Annotated in this window: 22 protein-coding genes and 1 tRNA gene; 12 read left to right on the top strand and 11 right to left on the bottom strand. The window is 61.3% G+C overall.

Going from position 1 to position 23,545, the window contains the following annotated elements; genetic code table 11:
- Window positions 1–8: 8 nt before the first annotated feature.
- Window positions 9–1,331: an MATE family efflux transporter gene (locus AC5SSZ_RS08250; protein ID WP_495437825.1), complete on the top strand. Its 1,323-nt coding sequence runs from the start codon at window positions 9–11 to the stop codon at window positions 1,329–1,331.
- Here AC5SSZ_RS08250 and arsC read toward each other — a convergent pair.
- Genes arsC through AC5SSZ_RS08230 form a run of 4 tightly spaced genes read right to left on the bottom strand, consistent with a single transcriptional unit; the run spans window position 1,328 to window position 3,487 of the window.
- Window positions 1,328–1,669: an arsenate reductase (glutaredoxin) gene (arsC, locus tag AC5SSZ_RS08245; RefSeq protein ID WP_495437824.1), complete on the bottom strand. Its 342-nt coding sequence runs from the start codon at window positions 1,667–1,669 to the stop codon at window positions 1,328–1,330. The two genes, AC5SSZ_RS08250 and arsC, sit on opposite strands and share 4 nt — an antisense overlap.
- Window positions 1,666–2,724 carry a quinone-dependent dihydroorotate dehydrogenase gene (locus AC5SSZ_RS08240; RefSeq protein WP_495437823.1) on the bottom strand — a complete coding sequence of 353 codons (1,059 nt, stop codon included), beginning with the start codon at window positions 2,722–2,724 and terminating at the stop codon, window positions 1,666–1,668. Before AC5SSZ_RS08240 ends, arsC begins: the two co-directional genes overlap by 4 nt.
- Window positions 2,721–3,152 carry a DUF1330 domain-containing protein gene (locus AC5SSZ_RS08235; protein ID WP_274833844.1) on the bottom strand — a complete coding sequence of 144 codons (432 nt, stop codon included), beginning with the start codon at window positions 3,150–3,152 and terminating at the stop codon, window positions 2,721–2,723. The genes AC5SSZ_RS08240 and AC5SSZ_RS08235 overlap by 4 nt, the downstream gene beginning before the upstream one ends.
- Entirely contained in the window at window positions 3,149–3,487 is a 339-nt protein-coding gene (locus AC5SSZ_RS08230; protein ID WP_274833845.1) for a DUF952 domain-containing protein, read from the bottom strand. The genes AC5SSZ_RS08235 and AC5SSZ_RS08230 overlap by 4 nt, the downstream gene beginning before the upstream one ends.
- 174 nt (window positions 3,488–3,661) lie before the next feature.
- On the opposite strand from AC5SSZ_RS08230, the gene AC5SSZ_RS08225 reads away from it, so the two are divergent.
- Complete coding sequence (locus AC5SSZ_RS08225; protein WP_495438328.1) at window positions 3,662–5,239, top strand: bifunctional metallophosphatase/5'-nucleotidase; 1,578 nt, start codon at window positions 3,662–3,664, stop codon at window positions 5,237–5,239.
- A gap of 106 nt (window positions 5,240–5,345) precedes the next feature.
- Here AC5SSZ_RS08225 and AC5SSZ_RS08220 read toward each other — a convergent pair whose 3' ends face one another.
- Window positions 5,346–7,571, bottom strand: a complete 2,226-nt coding sequence (locus AC5SSZ_RS08220) for a hybrid sensor histidine kinase/response regulator (protein ID WP_495437822.1) — start codon at window positions 7,569–7,571, stop codon at window positions 5,346–5,348.
- Window positions 7,572–8,278: 707 nt separating this feature from the next.
- On the opposite strand from AC5SSZ_RS08220, the gene AC5SSZ_RS08215 reads away from it, so the two are divergent.
- Entirely contained in the window at window positions 8,279–9,265 is a 987-nt protein-coding gene (locus AC5SSZ_RS08215; protein WP_495437821.1) for a Gfo/Idh/MocA family protein, read from the top strand.
- Between the two features lie 131 nt (window positions 9,266–9,396).
- Here the strand turns inward: AC5SSZ_RS08215 and AC5SSZ_RS08210 are convergent, their stop codons facing one another.
- The 4 genes from AC5SSZ_RS08210 to AC5SSZ_RS08195 form a co-directional block, all read right to left on the bottom strand.
- Window positions 9,397–10,710 (bottom strand): TRAP transporter large permease, encoded by a 1,314-nt coding sequence (locus AC5SSZ_RS08210; protein ID WP_065273357.1) that lies wholly within the window; start codon window positions 10,708–10,710, stop codon window positions 9,397–9,399.
- A complete protein-coding gene (locus AC5SSZ_RS08205) occupies window positions 10,703–11,209 on the bottom strand; it encodes a TRAP transporter small permease (protein ID WP_065273358.1) in 507 nt (168 codons plus the stop codon). Before AC5SSZ_RS08205 ends, AC5SSZ_RS08210 begins: the two co-directional genes overlap by 8 nt.
- 75 nt (window positions 11,210–11,284) lie before the next feature.
- Window positions 11,285–12,307: a TRAP transporter substrate-binding protein gene (locus AC5SSZ_RS08200; RefSeq protein ID WP_495437820.1), complete on the bottom strand. Its 1,023-nt coding sequence runs from the start codon at window positions 12,305–12,307 to the stop codon at window positions 11,285–11,287.
- A 117-nt stretch (window positions 12,308–12,424) separates the two neighbouring features.
- Window positions 12,425–12,898, bottom strand: coding sequence for a MarR family winged helix-turn-helix transcriptional regulator (locus AC5SSZ_RS08195; protein WP_274867575.1), 474 nt, complete (start codon window positions 12,896–12,898; stop codon window positions 12,425–12,427).
- Window positions 12,899–12,988: 90 nt separating this feature from the next.
- On the opposite strand from AC5SSZ_RS08195, the gene AC5SSZ_RS08190 reads away from it, so the two are divergent.
- Genes AC5SSZ_RS08190 through AC5SSZ_RS08155 form a run of 8 tightly spaced genes read left to right on the top strand, consistent with a single transcriptional unit; the run spans window position 12,989 to window position 21,260 of the window.
- Complete coding sequence (locus tag AC5SSZ_RS08190) at window positions 12,989–13,933, top strand: PDR/VanB family oxidoreductase (protein ID WP_495437819.1); 945 nt, start codon at window positions 12,989–12,991, stop codon at window positions 13,931–13,933.
- Between the two features lie 10 nt (window positions 13,934–13,943).
- Window positions 13,944–15,284: an aromatic ring-hydroxylating dioxygenase subunit alpha gene (locus tag AC5SSZ_RS08185; RefSeq protein WP_495437818.1), complete on the top strand. Its 1,341-nt coding sequence runs from the start codon at window positions 13,944–13,946 to the stop codon at window positions 15,282–15,284.
- Window positions 15,281–15,754 carry an aromatic-ring-hydroxylating dioxygenase subunit beta gene (locus tag AC5SSZ_RS08180; protein ID WP_065273363.1) on the top strand — a complete coding sequence of 158 codons (474 nt, stop codon included), beginning with the start codon at window positions 15,281–15,283 and terminating at the stop codon, window positions 15,752–15,754. Before AC5SSZ_RS08185 ends, AC5SSZ_RS08180 begins: the two co-directional genes overlap by 4 nt.
- Window positions 15,751–17,355: an AMP-binding protein gene (locus AC5SSZ_RS08175; RefSeq protein ID WP_495437817.1), complete on the top strand. Its 1,605-nt coding sequence runs from the start codon at window positions 15,751–15,753 to the stop codon at window positions 17,353–17,355. The genes AC5SSZ_RS08180 and AC5SSZ_RS08175 overlap by 4 nt, the downstream gene beginning before the upstream one ends.
- A complete protein-coding gene (locus AC5SSZ_RS08170) occupies window positions 17,352–18,521 on the top strand; it encodes a thiolase family protein (protein ID WP_495437816.1) in 1,170 nt (389 codons plus the stop codon). The genes AC5SSZ_RS08175 and AC5SSZ_RS08170 overlap by 4 nt, the downstream gene beginning before the upstream one ends.
- On the top strand, window positions 18,518–19,768 hold the full coding sequence (locus AC5SSZ_RS08165) for an SDR family NAD(P)-dependent oxidoreductase (protein ID WP_495437815.1): 1,251 nt from the start codon (window positions 18,518–18,520) through the stop codon (window positions 19,766–19,768). The genes AC5SSZ_RS08170 and AC5SSZ_RS08165 overlap by 4 nt, the downstream gene beginning before the upstream one ends.
- Window positions 19,765–20,538, top strand: a complete 774-nt coding sequence (locus AC5SSZ_RS08160) for a cyclase family protein (protein WP_495437814.1) — start codon at window positions 19,765–19,767, stop codon at window positions 20,536–20,538. The genes AC5SSZ_RS08165 and AC5SSZ_RS08160 overlap by 4 nt, the downstream gene beginning before the upstream one ends.
- On the top strand, window positions 20,535–21,260 hold the full coding sequence (locus AC5SSZ_RS08155) for an SDR family NAD(P)-dependent oxidoreductase (RefSeq protein ID WP_495437813.1): 726 nt from the start codon (window positions 20,535–20,537) through the stop codon (window positions 21,258–21,260). The genes AC5SSZ_RS08160 and AC5SSZ_RS08155 overlap by 4 nt, the downstream gene beginning before the upstream one ends.
- A gap of 150 nt (window positions 21,261–21,410) precedes the next feature.
- Here the strand turns inward: AC5SSZ_RS08155 and AC5SSZ_RS08150 are convergent.
- Window positions 21,411–21,486 (bottom strand) — tRNA-Ile (locus tag AC5SSZ_RS08150).
- A gap of 37 nt (window positions 21,487–21,523) precedes the next feature.
- Complete coding sequence (locus AC5SSZ_RS08145) at window positions 21,524–22,453, bottom strand: LysR family transcriptional regulator (RefSeq protein WP_495437812.1); 930 nt, start codon at window positions 22,451–22,453, stop codon at window positions 21,524–21,526.
- 119 nt (window positions 22,454–22,572) lie between these two features.
- On the opposite strand from AC5SSZ_RS08145, the gene AC5SSZ_RS08140 reads away from it, so the two are divergent.
- On the top strand, window positions 22,573–23,541 hold the full coding sequence (locus AC5SSZ_RS08140) for an MBL fold metallo-hydrolase (RefSeq protein WP_495437811.1): 969 nt from the start codon (window positions 22,573–22,575) through the stop codon (window positions 23,539–23,541).
- Window positions 23,542–23,545: the final 4 nt, after the last annotated feature.

Genomic DNA, 23,545 nt, shown 5'->3' with positions numbered 1-23,545 from the left:
GTGTCGCGATGACTGCCGCGTCCGAGGCGCCAATCACCCACAGCCGGGTTCTTAAGATCGCGGTGCCGATCGTGCTGTCCAACGTGACGGTGCCGATCCTTGGCGCGGTCGACACCGGCGTGGTGGGGCAGATGGGGCAGGCGGCTCCGATTGGCGCCGTGGGAATTGGCGCCGTCATCCTCGCCACGGTCTATTGGATCTTCGGGTTCCTGCGTATGGGCACCACCGGGCTTGCGGCGCAGGCGCGTGGCGCCGGGGATATGGCTGAAACCGGCGCTCTTTTGATGCGGGGACTGATCCTGGCCGCACTGGCCGGTGGCGTCTTTATCGTGTTTCAGACGCTTCTGTTCTGGGGTGCCTTTGCGCTGGCCCCGGCCAGCGCCGAGGTGGAGACGCTGGCGCGCGAGTATCTGACCATTCGGATCTGGGGGGCACCTGCCACAATTGCGCTTTATGCAGTGACCGGCTGGCTGATCGCGATGGAGCGGACACGCGGCGTCTTCATCCTGCAGATCTGGATGAACGGGCTCAATATCCTGCTGGATCTGTGGTTTGTTCTGGGCCTCGACTGGGGCGTCGAAGGCGTCGCGGCGGCAACCCTGATCGCCGAATGGAGCGGTCTGGCGCTGGGGCTGTGGCTGTGCCGCGATGCCTTTGGTGGCAATCAGTGGCGCGACTGGGGGCGGGTATTCGACCCCGCAAGGCTGCGCCGCATGCTGCAGGTCAACGGCGACATCATGGTGCGTTCGGTTCTGCTGACCGGCTCCTTCACCACTTTCCTGTTCATTGGCGCGGATCTTGGCGATGTGCAACTGGCGGCCAATCAGGTGCTGTTGCAGTTTCTGGAAATCACCGCCTTTGCGCTTGATGGATTTGCCTTCTCTGCCGAGGCCCTGGTGGGCGGCGCCGTGGGCGCAAAGAGCCGCGACCGGATGCGCCGGGCGGCCTTGCTGGCCTCTTTCTGGGCGCTTGGCGGGGCGGTGGCGCTGTCGCTGGCCTTTGCGTTTGGCGGCGGTGCAATCATCGATGTGATGACAACCTCGCCTGAGGTGCGCAGCACGGCGCGGCTGTTCCTCTTCTGGGCAGCGCTGGCGCCGGTGCTGAGCGTGGCCAGTTACATGCTCGATGGTGTCTTTATCGGCGCCACATGGACGCGGGACATGCGCGTTGCGATGATCCAGTCGGTGACGCTTTATGTGGTGTCGCTGCTGGTTCTGGTGCCGTTGTTTGGCAATCATGGCCTCTGGGGCGCATTGATGGTGCTGAACGTGGCGCGGGCCGCCACGCTTGCCCTTCGATATCCACGGCTGGAGGCCAGCGTCGCCGCCTAAAGCAGCGCCTCGATAGCCTCGGTCGGGCGGCCAATGACGGCCCGGTCACCCTTGATGGCGATGGGGCGTTCGATCAGGATCGGATGTTCCGCCATTGCGGCGAGCAGATCCGCCTCGGCGCTGTCCTTGCTGAGGCCCAGCTCCTTGAAGGTTTTCTCGCTCGTGCGCATCATGGCGATTGCAGGCAGGTCCAGCGCGGCTTGCACTGTCTTGATTTCCTCCAGGCTGGGCGCGTCTTTCAGATATTGCCGCACTTCGGCCTCTGCGCCGCGCTCCTCCAAGAGGGCGAGACCGGCGCGGGATTTTGAGCAGCGAGGATTGTGCCAATAGGTGATCACAGCCAGTCCTTTCTTTTGGTTCCAACAGCTTGCGCGACGTTGTCAAAGCCGTCGCGTGCCAAAAGGGCATCCAGCCCGCGTGCGATATCGCCCGCCAGCGACAGACCGCCAAAGACCATCGCCGTGTAGAACTGCACCGCCGTGGCGCCTGCGCAGATCTTTGCATAGGCTTGTTCTGCGTTGCTGATACCGCCAACCCCGATCAGCGGCACCTGGTCTTGCAACAGCTCTGATAGCTGCGCCAGAACCCGGGTAGAGCGATCAAACAGCGGCGCCCCGGATAGCCCGCCTGCCTCGTCCCGATGGGCGCTTTTGAGGCCCTCGCGCGACAGGGTGGTGTTGGTGGCGATCACCGCGTCGATGCCGCTTTCCAGTGCCACGGCGGCGATATCCTCGATCCCGGCGCGGTCCAGATCGGGGGCGATCTTCAGGAATACGGGAACCCGGCGCGGCAGACCATCGCGGGTCTCGATCACCCCGGCCAGCAGCGCCGACAGCGCCGCCTTGCCCTGCAGGTCGCGCAGTTTTTCGGTGTTGGGGGAGGACACGTTGACGGTGGCAAAATCCAGATGCGCGCCGCAATGGGCCAGGACCCGTGCGAAATCGGCAGCGCGGTCTTCGCTGTCCTTGTTGGCGCCAAGGTTCAAACCGATGATCGCATCGCGGGGACGCTGCGAAAGGCGCTTGCCGATCACCTCCATGCCTTCGTTGTTGAAGCCAAAGCGGTTGATGGCGGCGCCATCCTCGGTCAGGCGGAACAGGCGCGGTTTGGGGTTGCCGGGCTGCGGGCGGGGCGTTGCGGCGCCCACCTCGATAAACCCGAAACCGGCGCGCGACAGCGGCAACAGCGCCTCGGCGTTCTTGTCAAACCCTGCCGCCAGACCCACCGGGTTCGGTAGTTCGATCCCGGCAAGCGTTGTCTTCAGACGCGGCGAAGTCACCGGGCCGGGCGTCGGTGTGAGCCCCGATGTCAGTGCCTTGATCGACAGCCCGTGTGCGGTTTCGGGATCGACGCGGTGCAGGGCGGCAAGGGCCAGCTTCTCTGTCAGCTTCATCCGAAACTCGCTCCGCCTTTCGCAGGGTTGGTGCGGATCAGGCGCGAGGTCTCAACCGCGGCCTGACGGTGCACCACCGCCTTGCGGTAATCGGGGTCGGTCACCATCTCCAGAAACGCATGGGCAGTGGGGTAGCGGGCGATGAACATTTCGTCCCAGACCTCATCCCCCGGACCGATCAGGGTCGCCTGCCAATTGCCGCGCCAGACGATACCGGCGCCGAGGCGGGCGATGATCGGCGCGGTTTCGCGGCCGTAATTTTTGTAAGCCTCGGCCCCCGTCAGCCCGGTGCCAGCCAGCGCGTGATCCTCGGGGTAGGCGGCGGTGTCGCGGAACTTCACAAGGTTCAGCATCTCGATGGGCTGGTCGCGGTCGAGCCCCTTGAAGGCTTCGAACTGGGCGCGGTCCGGGTCGATATAATGGCTCATGTCATCTCCTGCGGGAATTGGTGGCGGCCATCCTTCAGCGGCAGCGGTTTGGCCCAAAGCACCTCGTCCAGCTTCATTTCGCGATAAAGATGGGGGAACTCCGCGCCGCCGCGAGAGACTTCCCATTTCAGCGCATCACCCAGAGCGTCAGCCTCCAGCGCGAGGAGAAACAGCCCCTCCGCGCCCGCGAAATGCTTGGCCGCGGTTTCGGCGGCCTGGTCGGCGGTGGAAAAGTGGATGTAGCCATCGGAAAGGTCGATCGGCGCGCCGCGGGTGGTACCCGCAGCCTCAAATGCGGCCCATTCGTCCGCCCGGAAAATTTTGTAGATCAGCATGAAATCGTGATGCCCCGCGCCGCGTATGGAATCAAGCCTGTAATCCGGCGGTGCTGATGCCCACTGCCTGCGCAGGCTGACCCTAAGAAACCCGGTCTGGTTGTTTTTCCCCTTTGACTGGCGCGTTGTTTGGTCGCACCATTCCTCCAATCATAAAACAAGGGAGTCCTGATGATGATGACACGTTTCCTGATGTCGGTTGCGGCACTGGGGCTGACGGCGGGCGTTGCGGCCGCCGATTACAAGCTGACCATTCTGCACACCAATGATTTCCACTCCCGGTTTGAACCGATCAGTAAATACGACAGCGGCTGCCGCGAGGATGACAACGCCGAGGGCAAATGCTTTGGTGGCTCCGCCCGTCTGGTGAGCGCGATTGCCGATGCCCGAACTCGCAGCAACAATTCGATCCTGGTGGATGGCGGTGACCAGTTCCAGGGCTCGCTATTTTACACCTATTACAAGGGAAAAGCCGCGGCCGAGATGATGAACAAGATGGGCTATGACGGGATGACCGTCGGCAACCACGAGTTCGACGATGGCCCCGAGGTGCTACGCGGGTTCATGGATTCCGTCGGGTTTCCGGTGCTGATGTCCAACGCCGATGTCAGCGCGGAACCGGCGCTGGCGGATGTGCTGAAGAAATCCACGGTGATCGAGCGCGGCGGCGAAAAGATCGGCCTGATCGGCCTTACGCCCGAAGACACCCATGAGCTGGCCAGCCCCGGCAAAAATATCACCTTTTCCGATCCGGTGGTTGCCGTGCAGGCCGAGGTCGACCGTCTGACAGCGGAAGGCGTCAACAAGATCATCGTGCTGAGCCATTCTGGCTATGGCGTAGATCAGCGCGTTGCGGCCGAAACCAAGGGCGTCGATGTGATCGTAGGAGGGCACAGTAACACTTATCTCTCCAATGTATCGGACCGGGCGGTTGGGCCTTATCCGACGATGGTGAACGGTGTGGCCATCGTGCAAGCCTATGCCTATGGCAAATTCCTGGGCGAGCTGAACGTGACCTTTGATGAGGCTGGGAACCTGGTCGAGGCGGTAGGTGAGCCGCTGATCATGGATGGCACCGTGGCTGAGGATGAAGCCACCGTCGCCCGTATCGCCGAGCTGGCGCAGCCGCTTGATGAGATCCGCAACAAGGTGGTGGCCGAGGCTGCGGCTGCGGTGGACGGAGACCGCCAGACCTGTCGCATTCAGGAATGCCAGATGGGTAATCTTGTTGCGGATGCGATGCTGGACCGGGTCAAGGATCAGGGCGTGCAGATCGCCATTGCCAACTCGGGCGGAATCCGCGCCAGCCTGGAGCCGGGCGAGGTGACGATGGGCGAGGTTCTGACCATCCTGCCGTTCCAGAATACGCTTTCGACCTTTGAAATCTCAGGTCAGGAACTGGTTGCTGCGCTTGAAAACGGTGTCAGCCAGGTGGAAGAGGTTAAAGGCCGTTTCCCGCAGGTAGCCGGGCTGACTTTCACCTGGGATCCTACGGTTGCCCCGAACGAAGGGCGCGTGCAGGAGGTGATGGTCGATATGGGCGACGGATTTACCCCGCTGGATCCAGCCAAGACCTATCTGGTTGTAACCAACAACTACGTGCGCAATGGCGGCGATGGCTACAAGGTCTTCTCAGGGGATGACAAGAACGCCTATGACTTTGGTCCCGATCTTGCGGATGTGCTGGCGGAATATCTGGCAGAGCAAGGGGCATATTCGCCCTATACCGATGGGCGCATCGCGCAGAAGTAATCGGGCTTGCGGGTAGTGGATTCGCGCGCAGTCAAAGGCTGCGCGCAAATCATACATTTGACGTGCCCCGCCTCTATGGGGGCGGTTCTGGAACGTTGAACTGCTCCTATGCGGCCTTCCGGGGGACCTGTTGCAAGAGCGACAGCAACTGAGGCTTTGACACCGGCTTCGCCAGAACCTCGTCCATGCCTGCCGCTAAATATTGTTCCAGTTGCTCAGGCATGGCGTTGGCGGTGACGGCGACGATAAAGCAGGGCGGCCGACGGGTGGCCTGTTCCATGGCGCGGATCTTCTGCGTCGCCTCTACGCCGTCCATACCGGGCATCTGAATATCCATCAGAACCACATCAAAGGCAGAAGCGCGCACCATGTCGAGCGCTTCGGCGCCGCTGCAGGCACTGTGAACCTCGCAGGAGGTATGGCAGAGGAACTTTTCGAGGATCAGCCGGTTGGTCTTGTTGTCATCGACTACCAGAACCTCCATCGCCGGAGCGTCTGACAAGGTGGCGACATCCGTGGTGGACTGAAGCGGTCCCGTGTCTACGTCAGGGCCTGGGACCAGCGGTAGTCTGATTTCAAAGGTTTCGCCTTTCCCGGCTTTATCGGCCAGTTCCAGGCTGCCGCCCATCAGGTGGCACAATTGACGGGAAATCGACAGCCCCAGACCGGTTCCGCCGAACTTGCGTGTGTCGCCCGCATCCGCCTGCTGAAAAGGAAGAAAGATCGCCTGCCGGGCCCCGATGGGAACGCCGGCACCGGTATCACTGACCCGGACCAACAGCTCGCTGCCCTCAGCCGTGGGTTCCGCTGTGATGGTGACGCTGCCTGACTGGGTGAACTTGATGGCATTTGAGACCAGATTGTGGAGGACCTGGCGGAACCGGTGTCCGTCGCCGACGATCATCTGAGGCAGATCCTCGTGAATGCTGGCGCTGAGCTGCAGGTGTTTTTCTTCGGCTCTAGCTGAAAACAGTGATCGCGCACCTTCGATTGCATCGCGGAGTGCGAAAGGCCGGGTTTCCAGAGCCATCCGTCCCGCTTCGATCTTTGACAGATCGAGAACATCGCCGATCGTCGTGAGCAGCACCTGACCGGAATCCTCGATAATGCGAAGATAGTCATGCTGTTCCCTGTCCAGCGCGGTTTCGCTCAGCACCGAGGCCATCCCCAGAATGCCATTCAACGGCGTACGGATTTCGTGGCTGACATTCGCCAGAAAATGCGATTTCGCGCGGTTGGCGGCTTCTGCTGTCGCCAGCGCCTCGCGCAGGGCCTCGGCAGACCGTTCTCTTTCGGTGATGTCGACAAGGGAAACGGACCAACCCAGGAGCGGGCTCTTGCTTTGCATCGGGCTTTCGATCGGCAGCGCGCGCAGATCAAAGATACGCTGGTTGAGCCGGATCGGTTCCGCGTTGGCCAGAACGCCACTGTTCAGAAATGACTGCAGTGTCGTACCGATCTTGTCCAGATGATCCAGCGTGTCGCCATGGCGTGGAAGGGTTTCACCAAACAGCATTTTGGCGGCGGGATTGGCCCCTGCAAAGCGACCGTCTGCGTCCAGAATGATCACCGGATCATGGGTGGCATAGAACAACAGGCTCCGGCCCTGTGCGACGGTATCCATCATCGTGTTGTTCAGCAGCAGCCAGCTCAGCGCGATGAGGGTCACGGCAAACATGAAGGGCGTGGGATCATATCCGAAAACAGTGAAACCATTGAAGATATAGGCCAGATTGGCCGTGAGCGGCGCTGCGGTGATGAAAATCAGCACCGCGAGGAATGGCCGAATGATTTTCCTGGCCCGGATCAGCGCATAGGTCAGCAGCCCAAGGGCGGTGCTCACAAAAATATAAAGCCCAGCCGCAACCGCATAAAACAGGGGGCCATGGTCAAAAATGACGAATGTATTTTTGCCCTCGGTCACAAGCCGGGTGTCAGGACCATACAACAGCTGCGTCTGACTGTTGGTGGCAGCGATGAGGGCGACAAGGATTGGCAGAGCGACATAGAGCAACAACCGGATCGGTTGCCGCTTGCGGCTGGAATTCATCGTGTAGTCGAAGACAAAGAAGGACCAGGCGATCGGCAGCAAGGTGATGCCGGGCCAAGCAGCAAGGGACCAGGCAACCTTGCAGGCTTCTCCGGGCGAAGCGAGATCGGCGGCAACGGTAAACAGCCACCACAGCATCGCACTCAATGTCAGCAGAAAGGCGGGCTTACCCGCAAAGCGGGTGTTGCGTGCGACCCAGAACAAGATCATGGCGCAGATCGCCCAGAGCATGGCAGCGGTCGCAGCGGCCAGCGTAACATGCAGGTGTGTCAGGCAGGTCATGGCCTAACCGGAACACCCTGGGGGCAAGTTGTGCAGCGTAGAGGCGAGAGCATGAAAAGATATCTTCGATATTGATACGTATGGCGTCCGGTTTCGCACAAAGGGTGTAGATCATTGTTTCGTGAGGACAGAATGACGGTATATCGCGAAGATATTGAAAACAAGGCGGAAAGCCTGTGTGGTAAATGGTGTGTTGCCGGGCTTGGGCTGGGCTGTCGATCGCCCATATCTTTGAGCTTTCTCAGCAGAGCAGGATTCGCTGTCGCCCCTCAGCAAGTGGGCGATGGCCCGTTTGGGGCCATTACAGGTTAATTCCAGGGGCAATCTTGGCCGTGGCAACAGGGGCAAAGCAGGGCTTTGTGATCGTTTCTGCGGTCACAACTCCGACTTGCAGGTGCCGTGAGGTAAACGGAGGTTTGTGATTGAGGTGCCGCTAAGCTCCAGTCATACGTAGATTGTTTTCATTTTGAGACCTTAGCGGCTGTCACTTTTGATCGCGGCGTCTGTGGCATGGGGGTCCGGAAACAGGTCGCATCGCTCTCTTTGCATGTGTTAGGGATAATTGTCACAAAGCGCCTGCTGCGGAAGCGCCGATCTGTCTGTAATTACACATGACAAACAACAGTAGCCAATCCACCTCTGTGGGGCGGGACCTTTGAACCGGCGATGCTGGATCAATACAATTAGAAGCAAAAACAGGAGCCAACATGACGGTGAAGACAGCGGTAATCGGACTGGGGATCATGGGGCAGCGGATGCTTGAGCAACTGATCCTGCACAAAGACTACACTCCGGTAGCCCTTTGGGATCCGTCTGCGGACGCTTGCGCAGCCGCGCAGGCACTGGCGCCCGAGGCTGAGGTGACAGGTTCGCCCGAGGCTGAGGTGACAGGTTCGCCCGAGGCGGCGATCGCGGCGGCTGATCTGGTCTATCTTGCTTGCCCTCCGGTACCGCGCAAAGCCTATGCCCTGGCGGCGGCTGCGGCTGGCAAAGCGGTGTTTCTGGAAAAACCGCTTGGCGTTGATCTGGCGGAAAGCGAGGCGCTGGTGGCGGGGCTCAAGGCCAGCGGCGTACCAGCAGCGGTGAATTTCACTCAGGCCGCCGGTGCGGCTCTAACGGATATCTCCAGTGCTGCCCTTGCAGGGGAAATGGGCGATCTCGTCGGGGTGGATATGGTGGTGACCTATGCCGCCTGGCCGCGCGCCTGGCAGCAGGCGGCGGATTGGCTGCGGTGCCGCGCCGAAGGCGGCATGACGCGCGAGGTCCTGTCGCATTTCCTGTTCTTCACCCAGCGGATCTTTGGCCCGCTCACCGTGTCCTGGGCGCACCCCTCTTACCCTGGGGACCCGGCGCTGTGCGAAACGGCGTTGTTGGCCCGGCTGGAAAACGAGGAAGGATTGCCGGTGTCGATCCTGGCTTCGGTCGGCGGTGCGCAGCCGGATCGTCAGGAGTTCACCATCAAGGGCCGCAAGGCCAGCCACCGGGTTTCGAATTTCTCGGACCATGCCATCTCGGAAGGGGAGGACTTCGTTCCGGTGCCCCAACCTCCGGCAGACCGTCGCACCGTCGCGCTGCAAGCGCAGCTGGACGATTTCCTTTTGTGCATGGCGGGCAAACCTCACCGGCTTGCCACCCCGCAAGAGGCGCTGGAGGTGCAGCGCCTGGTTGAGGAGATGTTGGGCGGAAAAGGCTGACAGGCGTTTGGACCTGCCGTTGGGGCAGGTCCATCCTCGATACCTTGCGAAGTGGCGGCGAGGTGAGCCGCCCTCACGTGGTACATGCGCCTCGGCCTACGAAACCCCAAGCACCAGTTCCGCCGCGCTTCCTACATTTGACTTGGCAAGAACAGCACAAGCGTAGGGAAGGCGAGCAGCAGGATCAGGCGCAGGATATCCATCAGCCAGAAAGGCGTCACGCCGCGAAAGATGGTAGCGGTCGAAACGTCACCAACCACCCCTTTGAGGATGAAGACGTTCAAGCCGACGGGAGGCGTGATCAGGCTGATCTCGATCACAACGACGACAACGATGCCGAACCAGACCGGATCGAACCCCAGCGATGTGATGAGGGGAAAGAAAATCGGCACGGTCAGGAGCAGCATCGACATGCTTTCGAAGATGCAGCCGAGGCCGAGGTAGATCAATATGATCAGGATCATCACGACCCAGGGCCCCAGATCAAGCGATGTGACCAGCGCTAGTAGCCCTTCGGGCAGACCGGCCAGATTGACGAAGTTGGAAAACACCCAGGCCCCTATAAGAACCGCAAAGAGCGAGGCCGTGGTCAGAGCCGTCTCCCCCAGGACTTCGCGAATGCTTCGCCAATTCAGGTTGCCCCGGGCCAGGGCGATCAGGAAAGCGCCCATTGCGCCCATTCCTGCGGCCTCGGTAGGGGAAAAGGCGAGGTTCAGCGGCCAGAAGTTGAGCGCTCCGTAAAGGCCGCCGATGACCAGAAAAAACAGCAGCAGAACGGCCCAGACATGGCTGAGCGCCTGCAGGCGTTCGCCCCATGTGGCACGCGTCCCGGCAGGGCCTGCCTCTGGGTTGCGCATCACGGTCAGGCGCACGGCCGCAAGGTAGAACAGGACGCCAAGGAAGCCGGGAACGATGCCCGCGATGAACAGCTTGCCGATCGATGTTTCCGTGAGCAGCCCGTAGATCACCAGGATCACCGAGGGCGGAATGAGAATGCCCAGGGTGCCGCCCGCCGCGATGGAGGCACTGGAAAGACCGTCTGCATATCCGTATTTGCGCATTTCCGGCATGGCCACCTTGGCCATGGTTGCCGCTGTTGCCAGCGAGGATCCGCAGATGGCCGCAAACCCACCGCAGGCCACGATTGTGGCCATGGCCAGACCGCCACGGAAATGTCCAAGAAAGGCGTTCGAGACGCGGTAGAGCTCGCGACTGATCCCACCCTTGTTGACGAAAAGCCCCATCAGGATGAACAGGGGAATGACGCTGAGCCCATAGTCCTGTGCGGTGTCGATGATCAAGCGCCCGACCATCGAAATCGCAGCGCGATAGCTGGTTTCGTAAATCAGCCCGATCATGCCGACAAAACCCATGGCAAAGGCAATCGGGATGCGCAGCAGGACCAGAACGAAGACGGCGATAAAGCCAAGGAAGGATTCAAGCATTCTTGGCCTCCAGCATATGCGGCGCAATGAGGTGCAGCAGGCCGCGCCCGATCAATGCGACAGCGGTGACGTAGATCATCGCTGCGATGAAATAGGCGATATAAAAGGTGGGGATCGACAGATATTCTGTCACGTCGCCGTAGCTGCGCGAGCGTTCCGCCAGATCGACAACACGGCCCGCCGGATACCACAGCATCACAGCACAGATCAGGGCAACAGCCGCATCACGCCAGCGTTCAAGTCTCATCCTGCGGAACGGCCCGTCCAACAGATCAACGGCGATATGGCCGTTCTGGGCGCTCAGAACCGGCAAGGCGGCGAACACGATAAGCGCAATGCCGATACGGATCAGTTCGGTTGCCGCTTCGATCGGGGCATTGAAAACCGAACGCATCAGCACATCTGCAAAGGTCAGGCACATCAGCGCAAAAAGGGACAGGTTGGCCAGGAACATCGGCAGTTTTGAAAGGGCGGTCAGGAACCGGAGGGCGTATTGCATCGGGCCTCGCTTGAGCGCAGTAGGATATGAGAGGACCGGCGCCCATCTGTGCGCCGGTCCCGTTTTCCGGATCGTTTACTTGCCGGACGCGGCGGCCATTTCCTTGACCATCATGTCATAGGCGGCTTGCCCGTCGACGCCTGCGGCTGTCACCTCTGCGATGATCTTGTCGCGGACCTCTGCGGCCATGACGGCAAAGGCTGCCTGATCTTCCGCGCTGGCCTCAACGATCTTATTGTCCGCGGTGTCCAGGGTCAGCTTGCGTGCGGTCGCGTCGCTTTTGTCCCAGACCGCGCCCATCATCCGCGAAGCAGGTTCGCCGAAGACCTTGCTGTCGAGGGCCTCCTGCACATCGGCGGGCAGGCTGTCGAATTTCTCCTGGCTCATGATGACCGAGAAGGAGCCACGATAGAAACCACCGGGCATTTCGTACACGTTCTTGGCCACTTCGTTCAGTTTGAAGCTGATCCGCTCGCCAAGGTTCATGGCAACCGCATCTGCAGCGCCAGAATCAAGCGTCTCGTAGACCTTGGGGGCAGGCACCTGAATGCCGACAAGACCCAGTTTCGCGCCTACGTCTGCGGAGACGCCACCGCCCAAACGTGTCTTGAGGCCCGACAGATCGGCTAGAGTGTTGACTTCTTTGTTCGAATGGATCTGCCCCGGGCCATGGGTCGTCAGTGCGATGACCTTGACGCCGCGATGCTCGTTCAGGTCCTTGAGAATGGCTTCGTGCACCCGCCAATGAGCGACCGAGGAGGCTTCGGCGTTGCCCTCGTAGCCGGGGATCTCGACCAGCTTGGTGCCGACGAACCGTCCGGGCGTGTAACCGTGAAACAGGATTGCCACATCCGCGATGCCATCAAGGACCAGATCCATCTGCGCAGGCGGCGAGGCAAGGCCGCTCTTCAGCTCGGTCGTCACGGCGCCGTCTGTCGCCTCTGACATCATCTCGCCCAGTTGAGCGAACATTTCAGTGTTCACCGGGTGGGTGGGCGGCAGCCATGTGGAAATGGTGATCGTTTCGGCAGAAAATGCACTGGTTCCCATGCTGATCGCAACGGCGGCGCTGGCCAGAATCTTGGTTAGCTTGGTCATTGGAGTGTCTCCCAGAATGTTGGATTCATACCATTTTCAGGGTCTAACGCCCCAATTCGGAAGGTATATGCGTTTTCATGTAACTCCATTTTTGCCGTCTTGAAAACTATTTTCTGCTTAAAGCTTCTCTGGCGCGTCCTCTTCCAGGGTGTTCAGCAACGCATGCAGTATGGGCTTCAGGTGGTGTCCGCCGTGCTCTGTCAGGCGTTCTAGCAAGGCCTTTTCATGGGCTTGTGCCTGTGGAACCAGCCTGTTGGTCAACGCGCGCCCCTCCGGCGTCAAAAAGACGCGGACCCGTCTGCCATCTTCGGGATCGCTTTGGCGGATCAGTAGTCCGCGCTTCTCCATCTGGGCGATGATGCGGGTCAGGCGGGATTGCTCCACCAGCGCGATCCGGGCCAGCTGCGTAATCATCGCGCCTTCGCAGTCGTGCAGGCAGGCCAGCACCCGCCATTCCGGTACGCGCAGGCCCGAGCTGCGGACTTGGGCGTGAAACTGGGCACTGGCCCCTTCGCTGGCGGCAGCAAGCAGATAAAGCAGGTAGTTGCTCACAAACCCCGGTGTGCCATCCGGGCTGACTGGCGTTGTCATAGGTCCACCCAGCATGCGCCAAGGCGACGCCCAGAAATGTCTTGACCTGAGTTATATGAAATTTCATATTCTTTCAAAAGGAGGACTCCCGTGAGCAAAATTGATGGTGTCGTACTGGAGGTTGCACGGCTGACCGACCGTATCAGCAGCCTGACAGTGGCTGCAACAGATGGTCGCGTGTTGCCCGAATGGGAGGCTGGCGCGCATGTCGAGTTCGACGTGCCGGGCGGAACCCGCGCCTATTCGCTGGTGGCGTTTGATGCTGACCTGATGTCCGCGCCGAAGGAATACCGCATCACCGTTCAGCGCGAAGACGAGGGGCAGGGTGGCTCCAAGGCGATGCATGCGCTGACGGTGGGCGATCCTGTCACTTTCGCAGCGCCCAAGAATGATTTCCCGGTGAAGCTGGACGCCCCGGCTGTTCTATTGGCGGGCGGTATCGGCGTCACGCCAATGATTTCGATGGCAGCAGCCTTGCAGGCGGCAGGCCAGAGGTTTGCGTTTCACTATGCGGGCCGCACGGTTGCCGCCATGGCCTATCACGAGAGGCTGGCGGACACCTTGGGCGAGGCGTTTCACCTGCATTGCGATGATGACTCGAGCGCGCTGGATCTGGATGCTCTCATAAGTGGGCTGGGGGATGCGCATCTATACGTCTGTGGTCCGCGCGGGTTGCTGGATGCGGTGCGCGCCAAGGCCGAAGATGCCGGTATTCCGGCGGATCATGTGCATTTCGAACTCTTCACCGCAGCCGAGGCGCAGGACGGTGACAGCGCCTTTGAGGTGCAGATCAACGATGGCAGGGTCTTCACCATCCCTGCGGACAAAACCATCGTAGAGGTGCTGGAGGAGCATGACGTCGATGTCCTTTACGATTGCCAGCGCGGCGATTGCGGCATCTGCCAATGCGATGTGATCGAGGGCCTGCCGGATCACCGCGATGTTGTGCTCAGCGAGGCGGAACGCGCCGCCGGTGATGTGATGCAGATATGCGTGAGCCGTGCGAAATCCGCGCGGCTGGTGCTGGATATATAGGGGAACGGACATGGTCAGCTATTCAGGAAACCCAACTGCGGCGGCGTCCCTTGTGCAGCCCCATCAGGTGCACCGGGATGTCTATATCAACGAGGACATCTTCAAGCTTGAGATGAAGCATGTCTTTGCCAATTCATGGGTGTTTGTCGGCCACGAAAGCCAGACCCCGGCCAAGGGCGACTACTTTGCGACCCAGATCGGGGATCAGCCGGTCATCCAGGTGCGTCACAAGGCGGATGACATTCACGTCCTTTATAATCGCTGCCCGCACAAGGGCACCAAGATCGTCATCGACCGGCAGGGCAATACCGGCAAATTCTTCCGCTGCCCCTATCATGCCTGGTCCTTCAAGACAGATGGCTGCCTGCTCGCTATCCCACTCAAAAAGGGATACGAGGGCACCGGCCTTGAAGAGACCGAAAGCGGCAAGGGCATGAAGGCGGTCGGCGCCGTCAAGAACTACCGCGGCTTCATCTTTGCGCGGCTGGCCGAAGAGGGCATCAGCTTCGAGGAGTTCTTTGGCGACAGCCTCAGCTCGCTCGACAATATGGTGGACCGCTCGCCCGAAGGTCGGCTTGAGGTGGTCGGCCCGCCGCTGCGTTATCTGCATCACTGCAATTGGAAAATGCTGGTCGAGAACCAGACCGACACCTGCCATCCCATGGTCGCGCATGAAAGCAGCGCCGGCACCGCAGTGAAGCTATACGAAGAGCTGGACCTGCCAGAAGGCACGCCCAAGCCCCCCGCGATGGAGATCATCGCGCCCTTCATGTCCCCCTATGAGTTCTTCGAGGGCATGGGCATCCGCACATGGCCCAACGGGCATGGGCACACCGGTGTGAGCCATTCGATCCATTCGGACTACTCCGCCATTCCCGGATATTTCGAAGCATTGACGGAAAGCTACGGAGAGGAGAGGGCAAAGGCCATCCTAGACGACAACCGGCACAACACCGTCTACTTCCCCAATATCATGATCAAGGGGCCGATCCAGCAGCTGCGGGTCTTTATCCCGCTCGCGGCCGACAAGACCATCGTGGAAAGCTATATCTATCGGCTGGTTGGGGCGCCGGATGCGCTGACTGCCCGCACCGCGATGTACAACCGCATGATCAATGCGCCCACCTCGATTGTCGGACATGACGACCTTGAGATGTACGAGCGCGCGCAGGAAGGATTGCACGCCGACGGGATGGAATGGGTCAATGTCCAGCGTCTTCTCGAAGACGACGAGGATTTCAGCGAGGAAGCCGTGCACAATGGCACCACCGAACGCCAGATGCGCAACCAGTTCAACGCCTGGGCCAAGTTCATGACCTATGATGCCCCGGAACAGGAGGTGGCGGAATGAGTGTCACACGGGATCAGCTGATCGATTTCATCTATGACGAGGTGCGGATGCTGGACGAGGGCCGCTATGACGAATGGCTGTCGCTCTGGCTGCCTGACGGGATCTACTGGATGCCGCTTGATTACAAGCAGACCGATCCGATCAATCAGACCTCGCTGCTGTATGAGGACATGTTCATGCTGAAACTGCGGGTCGAGCGTCTGAACGGCGCACGCACCTTCAGCCAAAAGCCAAAAAGCCGCTGTCATCATGTCATTCAGCGCCCATTCGTGGACGAGATGGGCGAAGACCGCTTCGTGACCAATACCTCGATGCACTACGTGGAGACGCGCCTGGACGAGCAGCAGTTGCTGGCCTTGACCGTGCGGCATGATCTGGCCCTGGTGGACGGGGCGCTTCGGATTGCGGGCAAGCGGGTTGATCTCCTCAATTGCGACGCGGCCTTCCGCAATATCCAGTTGCTGCCATGATCACTGCACAGACCGTTTTTGGCGCCTTTGCAGAAAGCGCCGCCCGCTGGCCTGACCGTCCGTTCCTGAATGTGCTGCCAGAGACGGCAGAGATCTACCGGATCGACGCAGGCGAGATCACCTACGCCGAGGCCTTAAAGACGGTGCAGGGCCATGTCGCAGAGATTGAGGCTGCCGGATACGTCAAGGGTCAGCGCGTTATGGTCTTGCTGGAGAACCGGCCCAGCTATTTTCTGTGGTGGCTGGCCTTCAATGCGCTCGGGATCTCTGTTGTTCCCGTGAACCCCGATCTGCGCGCCGCTGAAATGGAATACATGATCGGGCACGGCGAACCTGTTCTGGCCCTGTCGCTGGCCAGTCGCGCGGACGAGCTGCGCAGCGCCGCTGAGGCGGCCAAGGTTCAGATGCCTGTGGTGACACTTGGGGAACCGATGCCGAAGGCCGTCACAACCGAGGCCATCGCCGCGCGTAATGGCGATGCGGAGGCGGCGCTCCTTTATACATCGGGCACCACCGGGCAGCCCAAGGGCTGCATCCTGACCGATGAGTATTTCATCGAGGCGGGCCGCTGGTACAGCACCGCAACCGGTGTTTGTGCGCTGAACACGGATGGCGAGCGGATGATCACGCCGCTGCCGATCTTTCACATGAACGCCATGGCCTTTTCCTTCATGGCGATGGTTGCCGTGGGCGGCTGCCTGACGGCGCTGGATCGTTTCCATCCACGCAGCTGGTGGGACTCGGTGCGCCGCAGCCGGGCAACCTGCCTGCATTATCTGGGCGTGATGCCCTCGATGCTGATGGGGGCGGAGCCTTGCGCGGAGGATCGCAATCACTCGGTACGCTTCGGGTTTGGCGCAGGGATTGATCCCAAACTCCATGCCCCCTTCGAAGAACGCTTCGGCTTTGCCCTGACCGAGGCCTGGGCGATGACCGAAACCGGGGCAGGGGCCACCATTTGTGCCAACCGCGAACCGCGCAATGTGGGCACCTCCTGCATCGGCTGGCCGCAGGACACGGTCGAGGCGCGGCTGGTGGATGACAGCGGCGCGGATGCAGATCAGGGCGAATTGCTGGTGCGCCATGCAGGGTCGGATCCGGGCAAGGGCTTCTTTGCCGGATACTTCAAGAACCCGGACGCCACCGATGAGGCTTGGGAAGGCGGCTGGTTCCACACCGGCGATATCGTGCGGCGCGCGGCGGACGGGACGATGTATTTCGTCGACCGCAAGAAGAACGTGATCCGCAGATCCGGGGAAAACATCGCGGCGGTCGAGGTGGAATCCGTGCTGGCCCGCCATCCGGCAGTTCAAAGCGTTGCGGTCGCCGCCGTTCCTGATGAGATCCGGGGCGACGAGGTCTTTGCCTGCATCATTGTCAAGGATGGGGCCAGCCCGGAGCTTGCCCATGAGATCACCACATGGTGCCTGACGCAGTTGGCCTATTACAAGGCACCCGGCTACATCGCCTTTGTCGAAGACCTGCCCGTCACCGCGACCCAGAAACTGCAACGGGCGGTCCTGAAGACGCGTGCGGCTGAGTTACTGAAGTATCCTCAGACCATCGACACCCGCCATCTGAAAAAGCGGAGCGCGGCATGAACCGTCTGCCCTATGACGGGGTTGTGCTGACCGCGCCGGTGTCGGTGCCCTATGTGCGCTACACCAACGAGACGGCCCATTGGTGGATCGCCCGCGCCCTGCGCGAGGCCCTGAAGGTGATCGGCATGACACCGCAGCAGCTTGACGGGCTTTCGGTCTCCAGCTTTACCCTGGCGCCCGATACGCCTGTTGGCCTGACCCAGCATCTGGGCCTTTCGCCCCGCTGGCTCGATACCGTTCCGATGGGCGGGGCCTGCGGGGTTGCCGCCCTGCGCCGGGCGGCGCGCGCGGTGCAATGCGGCGATGCGGATGTCATCGCCTGCGTGTCGGGGGATACCAACCGGATCGACAGTTTCCGCACCCTTCTGTCCGCCTTTTCGCGGTTCTCGATGGATGCGACCTTTCCCTATGGGTTCGGCGGCCCCAACGCGAGCTTTGCCCTGTTGCAGGACGCCTATATGCAACAATTTGGCGCAACGCGGGAGGATTTTGGCCGCATCGCTGTGGCGCAGCGGGCCAATGCCCTGAAGAACCCGCAGGCGATCATGAAAAAATCGCTGAGCCTCGATCAATACCTTGAGGGCCGCATGATCTCGGACCCGATCGGCCTGTTTGATTGCGTGATGCCCTGCGCAGGCGCGGAGGCCTTTGTGGTGATGCGCGAAGAGATGGCGGTGGCCAAGGGGCTGCCCTTTGCCCGCATCAGCGCCACCATCGAGCGCACCAACGCCTTTCCCGAGGATCCCATGCAGCTGCGCGGCGGCTGGGCTGTGGACGTGGATGAGCTGTGGCAGATGGCGGGCCATGGCCCGGACGAGATCGACGTCTTGCAAACCTATGATGACTACCCGGTGATCTGCATGATGCAGTTCGAAGATCTGGGATTCTGCGCCAAGGGCGAGGGCACGGAATTCGTGCGCCGACATGATCTGACCATCGGCGGCGATTTCCCGCACAACACCTCGGGCGGGCAGCTGTCGGTCGGGCAGGCCGGCGCGGCAGGCGGCTACCTTGGTCTTGTCGAGGCGCTGCGGCAGGTGACAGGAACGGCGGGGCCAACCCAGGTCGAGGGCGCCCGCCGGGCGGCCGTGTCGGGCTTTGGCGTGATCAACTATGATCGGGGTCTTTGTTCCTCTGCTGCCGTGATCGAAGGAGGGACGTCATGAGCGAACCACTGGTCCCACCGAAAAAGAAAGACCCGCAAAAACGCACCACCGTGCCGGTGCTGCCCCCCGCCACGCGCAGCCGGGCCGCGTTGGGGTTGGGTGTGATGGCCGCGCAGGGGCGTTTTGGCTTGCAGGTCTGTGCAGACTGCCAGGCGGTACAATATCCGCCACGCGATGCCTGCCACAAATGCCTGTCCGTTGATCTGCGCTGGCAGGATGTGGATCCATCCGGCACGGTGATGGCTGAAACCACGATCCGTGTGTCGCCCGAACCCTATTTCCGTGAACGGATGCCCTGGCGCATGGGGGCGGTGAAACTCGATGCCGGGCCGATGCTGAATTGCCATCTGCATGGCGAGGTTGGGCGCGGCGATGCGGTGCGCATGGCGTTGAAACTGGACAGGGCCGGGCAGGGCGTCTTGGTTGCGCTGCCACAGAAAGGAAGCGATGCGATGCAAGATGATCCCGTGCTGCGGGCGATGTCGTCCGATCCAAAATACCGCCGCGTCCTGATCAGTGATGCGCGCGCGCCGGTGGCTCTGGCCCTGACGCAGGCGCTGCTCAAGGCCGGTGCCTCCCATGTGTTCCTGGGGGAGCCGGAAGCCTGGCGCAGCTGGCCGGAACGCGCGGCCTTTGAAGCGATGGAAAACGTCTCGCTGCTGCCGCTGGACGTGACGGATGTGACGTCGATCGAAAAGCTGGCGGCCGAGATCGGCGGCAAGGTCGATATCCTGATCAACACGGCCAGTTTCGTGCGCCCCGGCGGGATCATGGGCAATGACACGGGTTTTGCCCGCGACGGTTTCGAGGTGAACACCTTGGGCTTGATGCGGCTGGCGCAGGGGTTTGGCCCCGGCATGGCGGCGCGGGTGCAGGATGGCACCAATTCCGCAGCAGCCTTCGTGAATATCCTCTCGGTGCAGGCGCTGGTGCCGGATCCGGGCTTTGGCTCATTTGGCGCGTCCCAGGCGGCGGCGCGGTCGATTTCGCAAAGCCTGCGCGCCGAATTCCGCCAGAGCGGCTTGCGCGTGATGAATGTCTATATCGGCCCCATCGAGGGGGATGCCTGGTTCCAGCCGCTGCCGCCGCCCACGGTGACGCCAGGCGCCATCGCGCGCTCGGTCGTGGGCGGGCTGATTGACGGGCTGGAAGAGGTCACCTGCGGCGATATCGCCCGTGATCACTATGCGCTCTGGCAGGCGGATGCGCTGTTGCTGGAGCGGGAAATGACCGGAGGCGGATCATGAGCGATCTTATTGCAGATGTGGCGGTGGCGCTGGGCAGCGGTGCGGCGCGTATCGTGGACCTGACCCATACGCTGGACCCGGATTTCCCGGTGATCATCCTGCCGCCGGAATTTGGCCAATGCGCCCGCTTCCGCATGGAAGAGGTCAGCGCCTATGATCATCGCGGCCCCGCGTGGAAGTGGCACAACCTGACCCTCAATGAACACACGGGCACCCATTTTGATGCCCCCATCCACTGGGTGTCGGGCAAGGATGTGCCCAATGGCGCAGTGGATGAGATCGACCCGGGCGTCTTTGTCGGCCCGGTCGTGGTGATCGATTGTTCCGAAGGGACAGCCAAGGATGACGATTTCGAGCTGACGCCAGAGATCATCGAAGCCTGGGAGGCCGAGCACGGGGAAATACCCGCCGACAGCTGGGTCCTGATGCGCACTGATTGGTCCAAGCGCAGCGGCGCGGCCTATCTGAACATGGCAGAGGACGGGCCGCATTCGCCGGGACCAACCCCCGCAGCAATCGAACTGCTGCTGAAGCGGGACATTCGCGGGTTCGGCACCGAAACCGTGGGCACCGATGCCGGTCAGGGCGCCCATTACGTCCCGCCCTATCCGGCGCATTACTTGCTTCATGGGGCAGGTAAATTCGGGCTGCAATGCCTGCGCAACCTGGATCAGCTGCCCCCCACGGGCGCACTGCTGATCGCCCCCCCTCTCAAGATAAAAGGCGGCACGGGCAGCCCCCTGCGCGTACTGGCAATGGTGACGACATGAGCAAGTATACAGCCGTGATCACGGGCGGCAGCAAGGGCATTGGCGCCGGTCTGGGGCAGCGCCTGATTGCAAAGGGATACACGGTTGTGTCCCTGTCACGCGGCGCGCCTGAGTGGTCGGACCCGGGCCTGCATCATGTGGAGGTCGACCTGCTGGACCCAAGCGCCACGGCGACGGCCGCAGCAGAAATCGCAGCCAATCATGACGTCACGCATCTGGTGAACAATGCCGGGATGATCTGGCCCAATCTGCTGGAAGAGGCATCGCCCGAAGATCTGGCCGGGCTGACGCAGCTGCACCTTGCGGCACCGCTGACACTCTTGCAGGCCTTCCTGCCTGCGATGAAGACGCGCGGTTTTGGACGCGTTCTTTTCAACGGCTCGCGTGCGGCACTTGGTGTGCCGACGCGCACGGCCTACTCGGCGACCAAGGCGGGGATCATCGGCATGGCCCGCACCTGGGCGCTTGAGCTTGCCGGGCATGGCATCACCGTGAATGTGGTTTCTCCCGGCCCGGTCCAGACTGATAACTTCTGGGGGATCATTCCCAAGGGCAGCGAGCGCGAGGCAGAGCTGGCGACGCGCATTCCCGTGGGACGTCTGGGCACAGTGCGCGATATCTCGAACGCCTTTCTGTTCTTTTGCGATCCGGAGAACGGGTTTGTCACCGGTCAGACCCTGTATGTTTGCGGTGGCGGCAGCGTCGGGGCGATGTCGCTTTGATCGGGGCTGCTCCGTAGCGCTTGAAAAATGCACTGCAATTCTAAAGCAAAAGTACGACCGCTGCCGGCTTGTGCAACCGCGGTGCTGCGCCGCAAGAAAGCGGATTGATGCGCAGGGGGACGGCGGCTTTGAGGGAAGTCATTGGTGGTGTGGTAGGCCCGGCAGGATTCGAACCTGCAACCAAAGCGTTATGAGCGCTCTGCTCTAACCGTTGAGCTACAGGCCCGCCGTAAGCAAGTGGTTAGGAAATGGCGCGGGTAAGGTCAAGCGGTGATTGTCGCGGGTCTCGGCTGCGCCGCTCGGCGGTGTATCTGGGTCAGGCGCTCTGTCACTCCATCGATCACCAGTTCCCGCCGTCGGTCGATACTGTGGCGCGAGGGGAAGACCGCAAAGACGTCCTTGTCCGGGGCGTTGTACTCCGGCAGCACCTGTTCGAAGGTGCCATCGCGCAGCTGGTCCTCGACGAAAGGTCGTGGGGCGCGGGTGTAACCAGAGCCGTTGGTCACCGCCTGAATGATGAGTTCGGGATCGTCTGCCGTGAAACCAACCCGGATCGGCGCCAGGACTTCCTCGCCATCACGGTGCAGCGGAAAGAAACCTTCGGTCTGGTCTTCGTGCAACTGGATGAACTTAAGCCTTATCAAGTCTTCGGGCTGCTGCGGTCGCTCCACGGCATCAAGATAGGCTGGTGAAGCAAAAAGCACGGTTTCCAACTCCGCGATCTTGCGGCCCACGCCATCGGTGCTGCCCAGCTTGCCGCTTCGGATGGCAAGATCGTAATTCTCGCGCACCACATCGACCAGCCGGTCCTCCAGCCGCATGACGATGTCTAGATCGGGGTATTGCCGGTCCAGCTCCAGCAGAAGCGGTCCGACCACGCTGCGGCCAAGGAAGGTGCTGGTGCTGATGCGAAAGGTGCCGGAGACGCTGGCGTCCAGGCTGTCCAGCTCGGCTGTTAGCCGGTCATAGCCACCCAGCAGTCCCTGGGCGTGGGTAAAGACCAGATCACCGGCGCGGGTGGCCTGCACCCCGCGAGCACTGCGGTGCAGCAGTTGCTGGCCCAGCAGGCTCTCCAGTTGCTTGATCTGCTGGCTGACGGCGGATTGGGTCATACCCCGGCGCTGCGCTGCGCGGTTCAGGCTGCCTTCATCCAGTGCCACGACGAATGTTTCCAGAAGTGAAAGCCTGTCCATGATGTGCCTATTAGCAGTGCTTATAATGGATATCTGACTTCTGTGACTGATACCCAAGATATATGCGTCTTATCTGCAGGGTGCGGGGAAATTCCGCTGATCAGATATTGGAGTGTCTTATGACTATCACCCGAAGAACCCTTTTGAAAGCCGCTGCGATCATCCCAGCGGCTGCTGCTGCACCTGCATTGATCACTCCTGCTGCTGCGGCGCCGCAGGGGCCGACGCCAGTGCTACATCAGTTCACACTGGGCGATGCGCGGATCACCGCGCTGCTGGATGGGCATCTGACGATCAAGCCGGAGTTTTTCACCGGCTATGACGCCGCCAAGGCAGAGGCGGCGCTGGCAGGCTCGCTTTATCGCGAAAATGCGAAAGGTCTGGAAATCCCGGTCAATGGCTATCTGGTGAAGCAGGGCGGTGAATATACCCTGATCGATACCGGGACGGCGCAATTGATGGGGCCGGATTTGGGCGCGCTGCCTGCGGCCCTGGCAGCGGCGGGTGTGACGCCTGAGCAGATTACGACCGTGCTGCTGACCCATATCCACCCTGACCATAGCGGTGGATTGCTGACGCCGGATGGCCGTGCCGCCTTTGCCAATGCGGAACTGGCGGTGGCTGCGGCGGAGTGGGATTACTGGCACGATGAGGCAGTTCTGGCCGCTGTGCCCGATGAAAGCCGCGGTTTCTTCCAGATGGCCCGCAGCAGCGTCGCACCCTACGCAAACCGTCTGAAACTACTGACGGGCGAGGCTGAGGCAGCCAAGGGGCTCAGCGCGGTGCCGCTGCCCGGCCACACGCCGGGACATACCGGGTTCATGCTTGATGCGGGCAGCGAGGCGCTGTTGTTCTGGGGCGATGTTGTTCACAGCGCCGCCCTGCAATTCGCCGAGCCGGACTGGACCATTCCCTTTGACGTCGATCAGGCGCTGGCCGCGCAGACACGGCGGCAGATGTTCGACCGGGCTGCGGCGGATGATCTGCTGGTTCTCGGGATGCATTTGGACTTCCCGGGGCTCGGCAAGGTGAAGCGTTCAGGTGAAGACTTCCGGTTTCATCAGGCACCTTGGCAATTCGGCCTGTAATCCG

It is taken from the genome of Phaeobacter sp. CC-HEC084 (assembly GCF_059429255.1).
The sequence above is the reverse complement of the archived record's forward strand: the minus strand, read 5'-3'. Positions and strand labels throughout refer to the sequence as shown.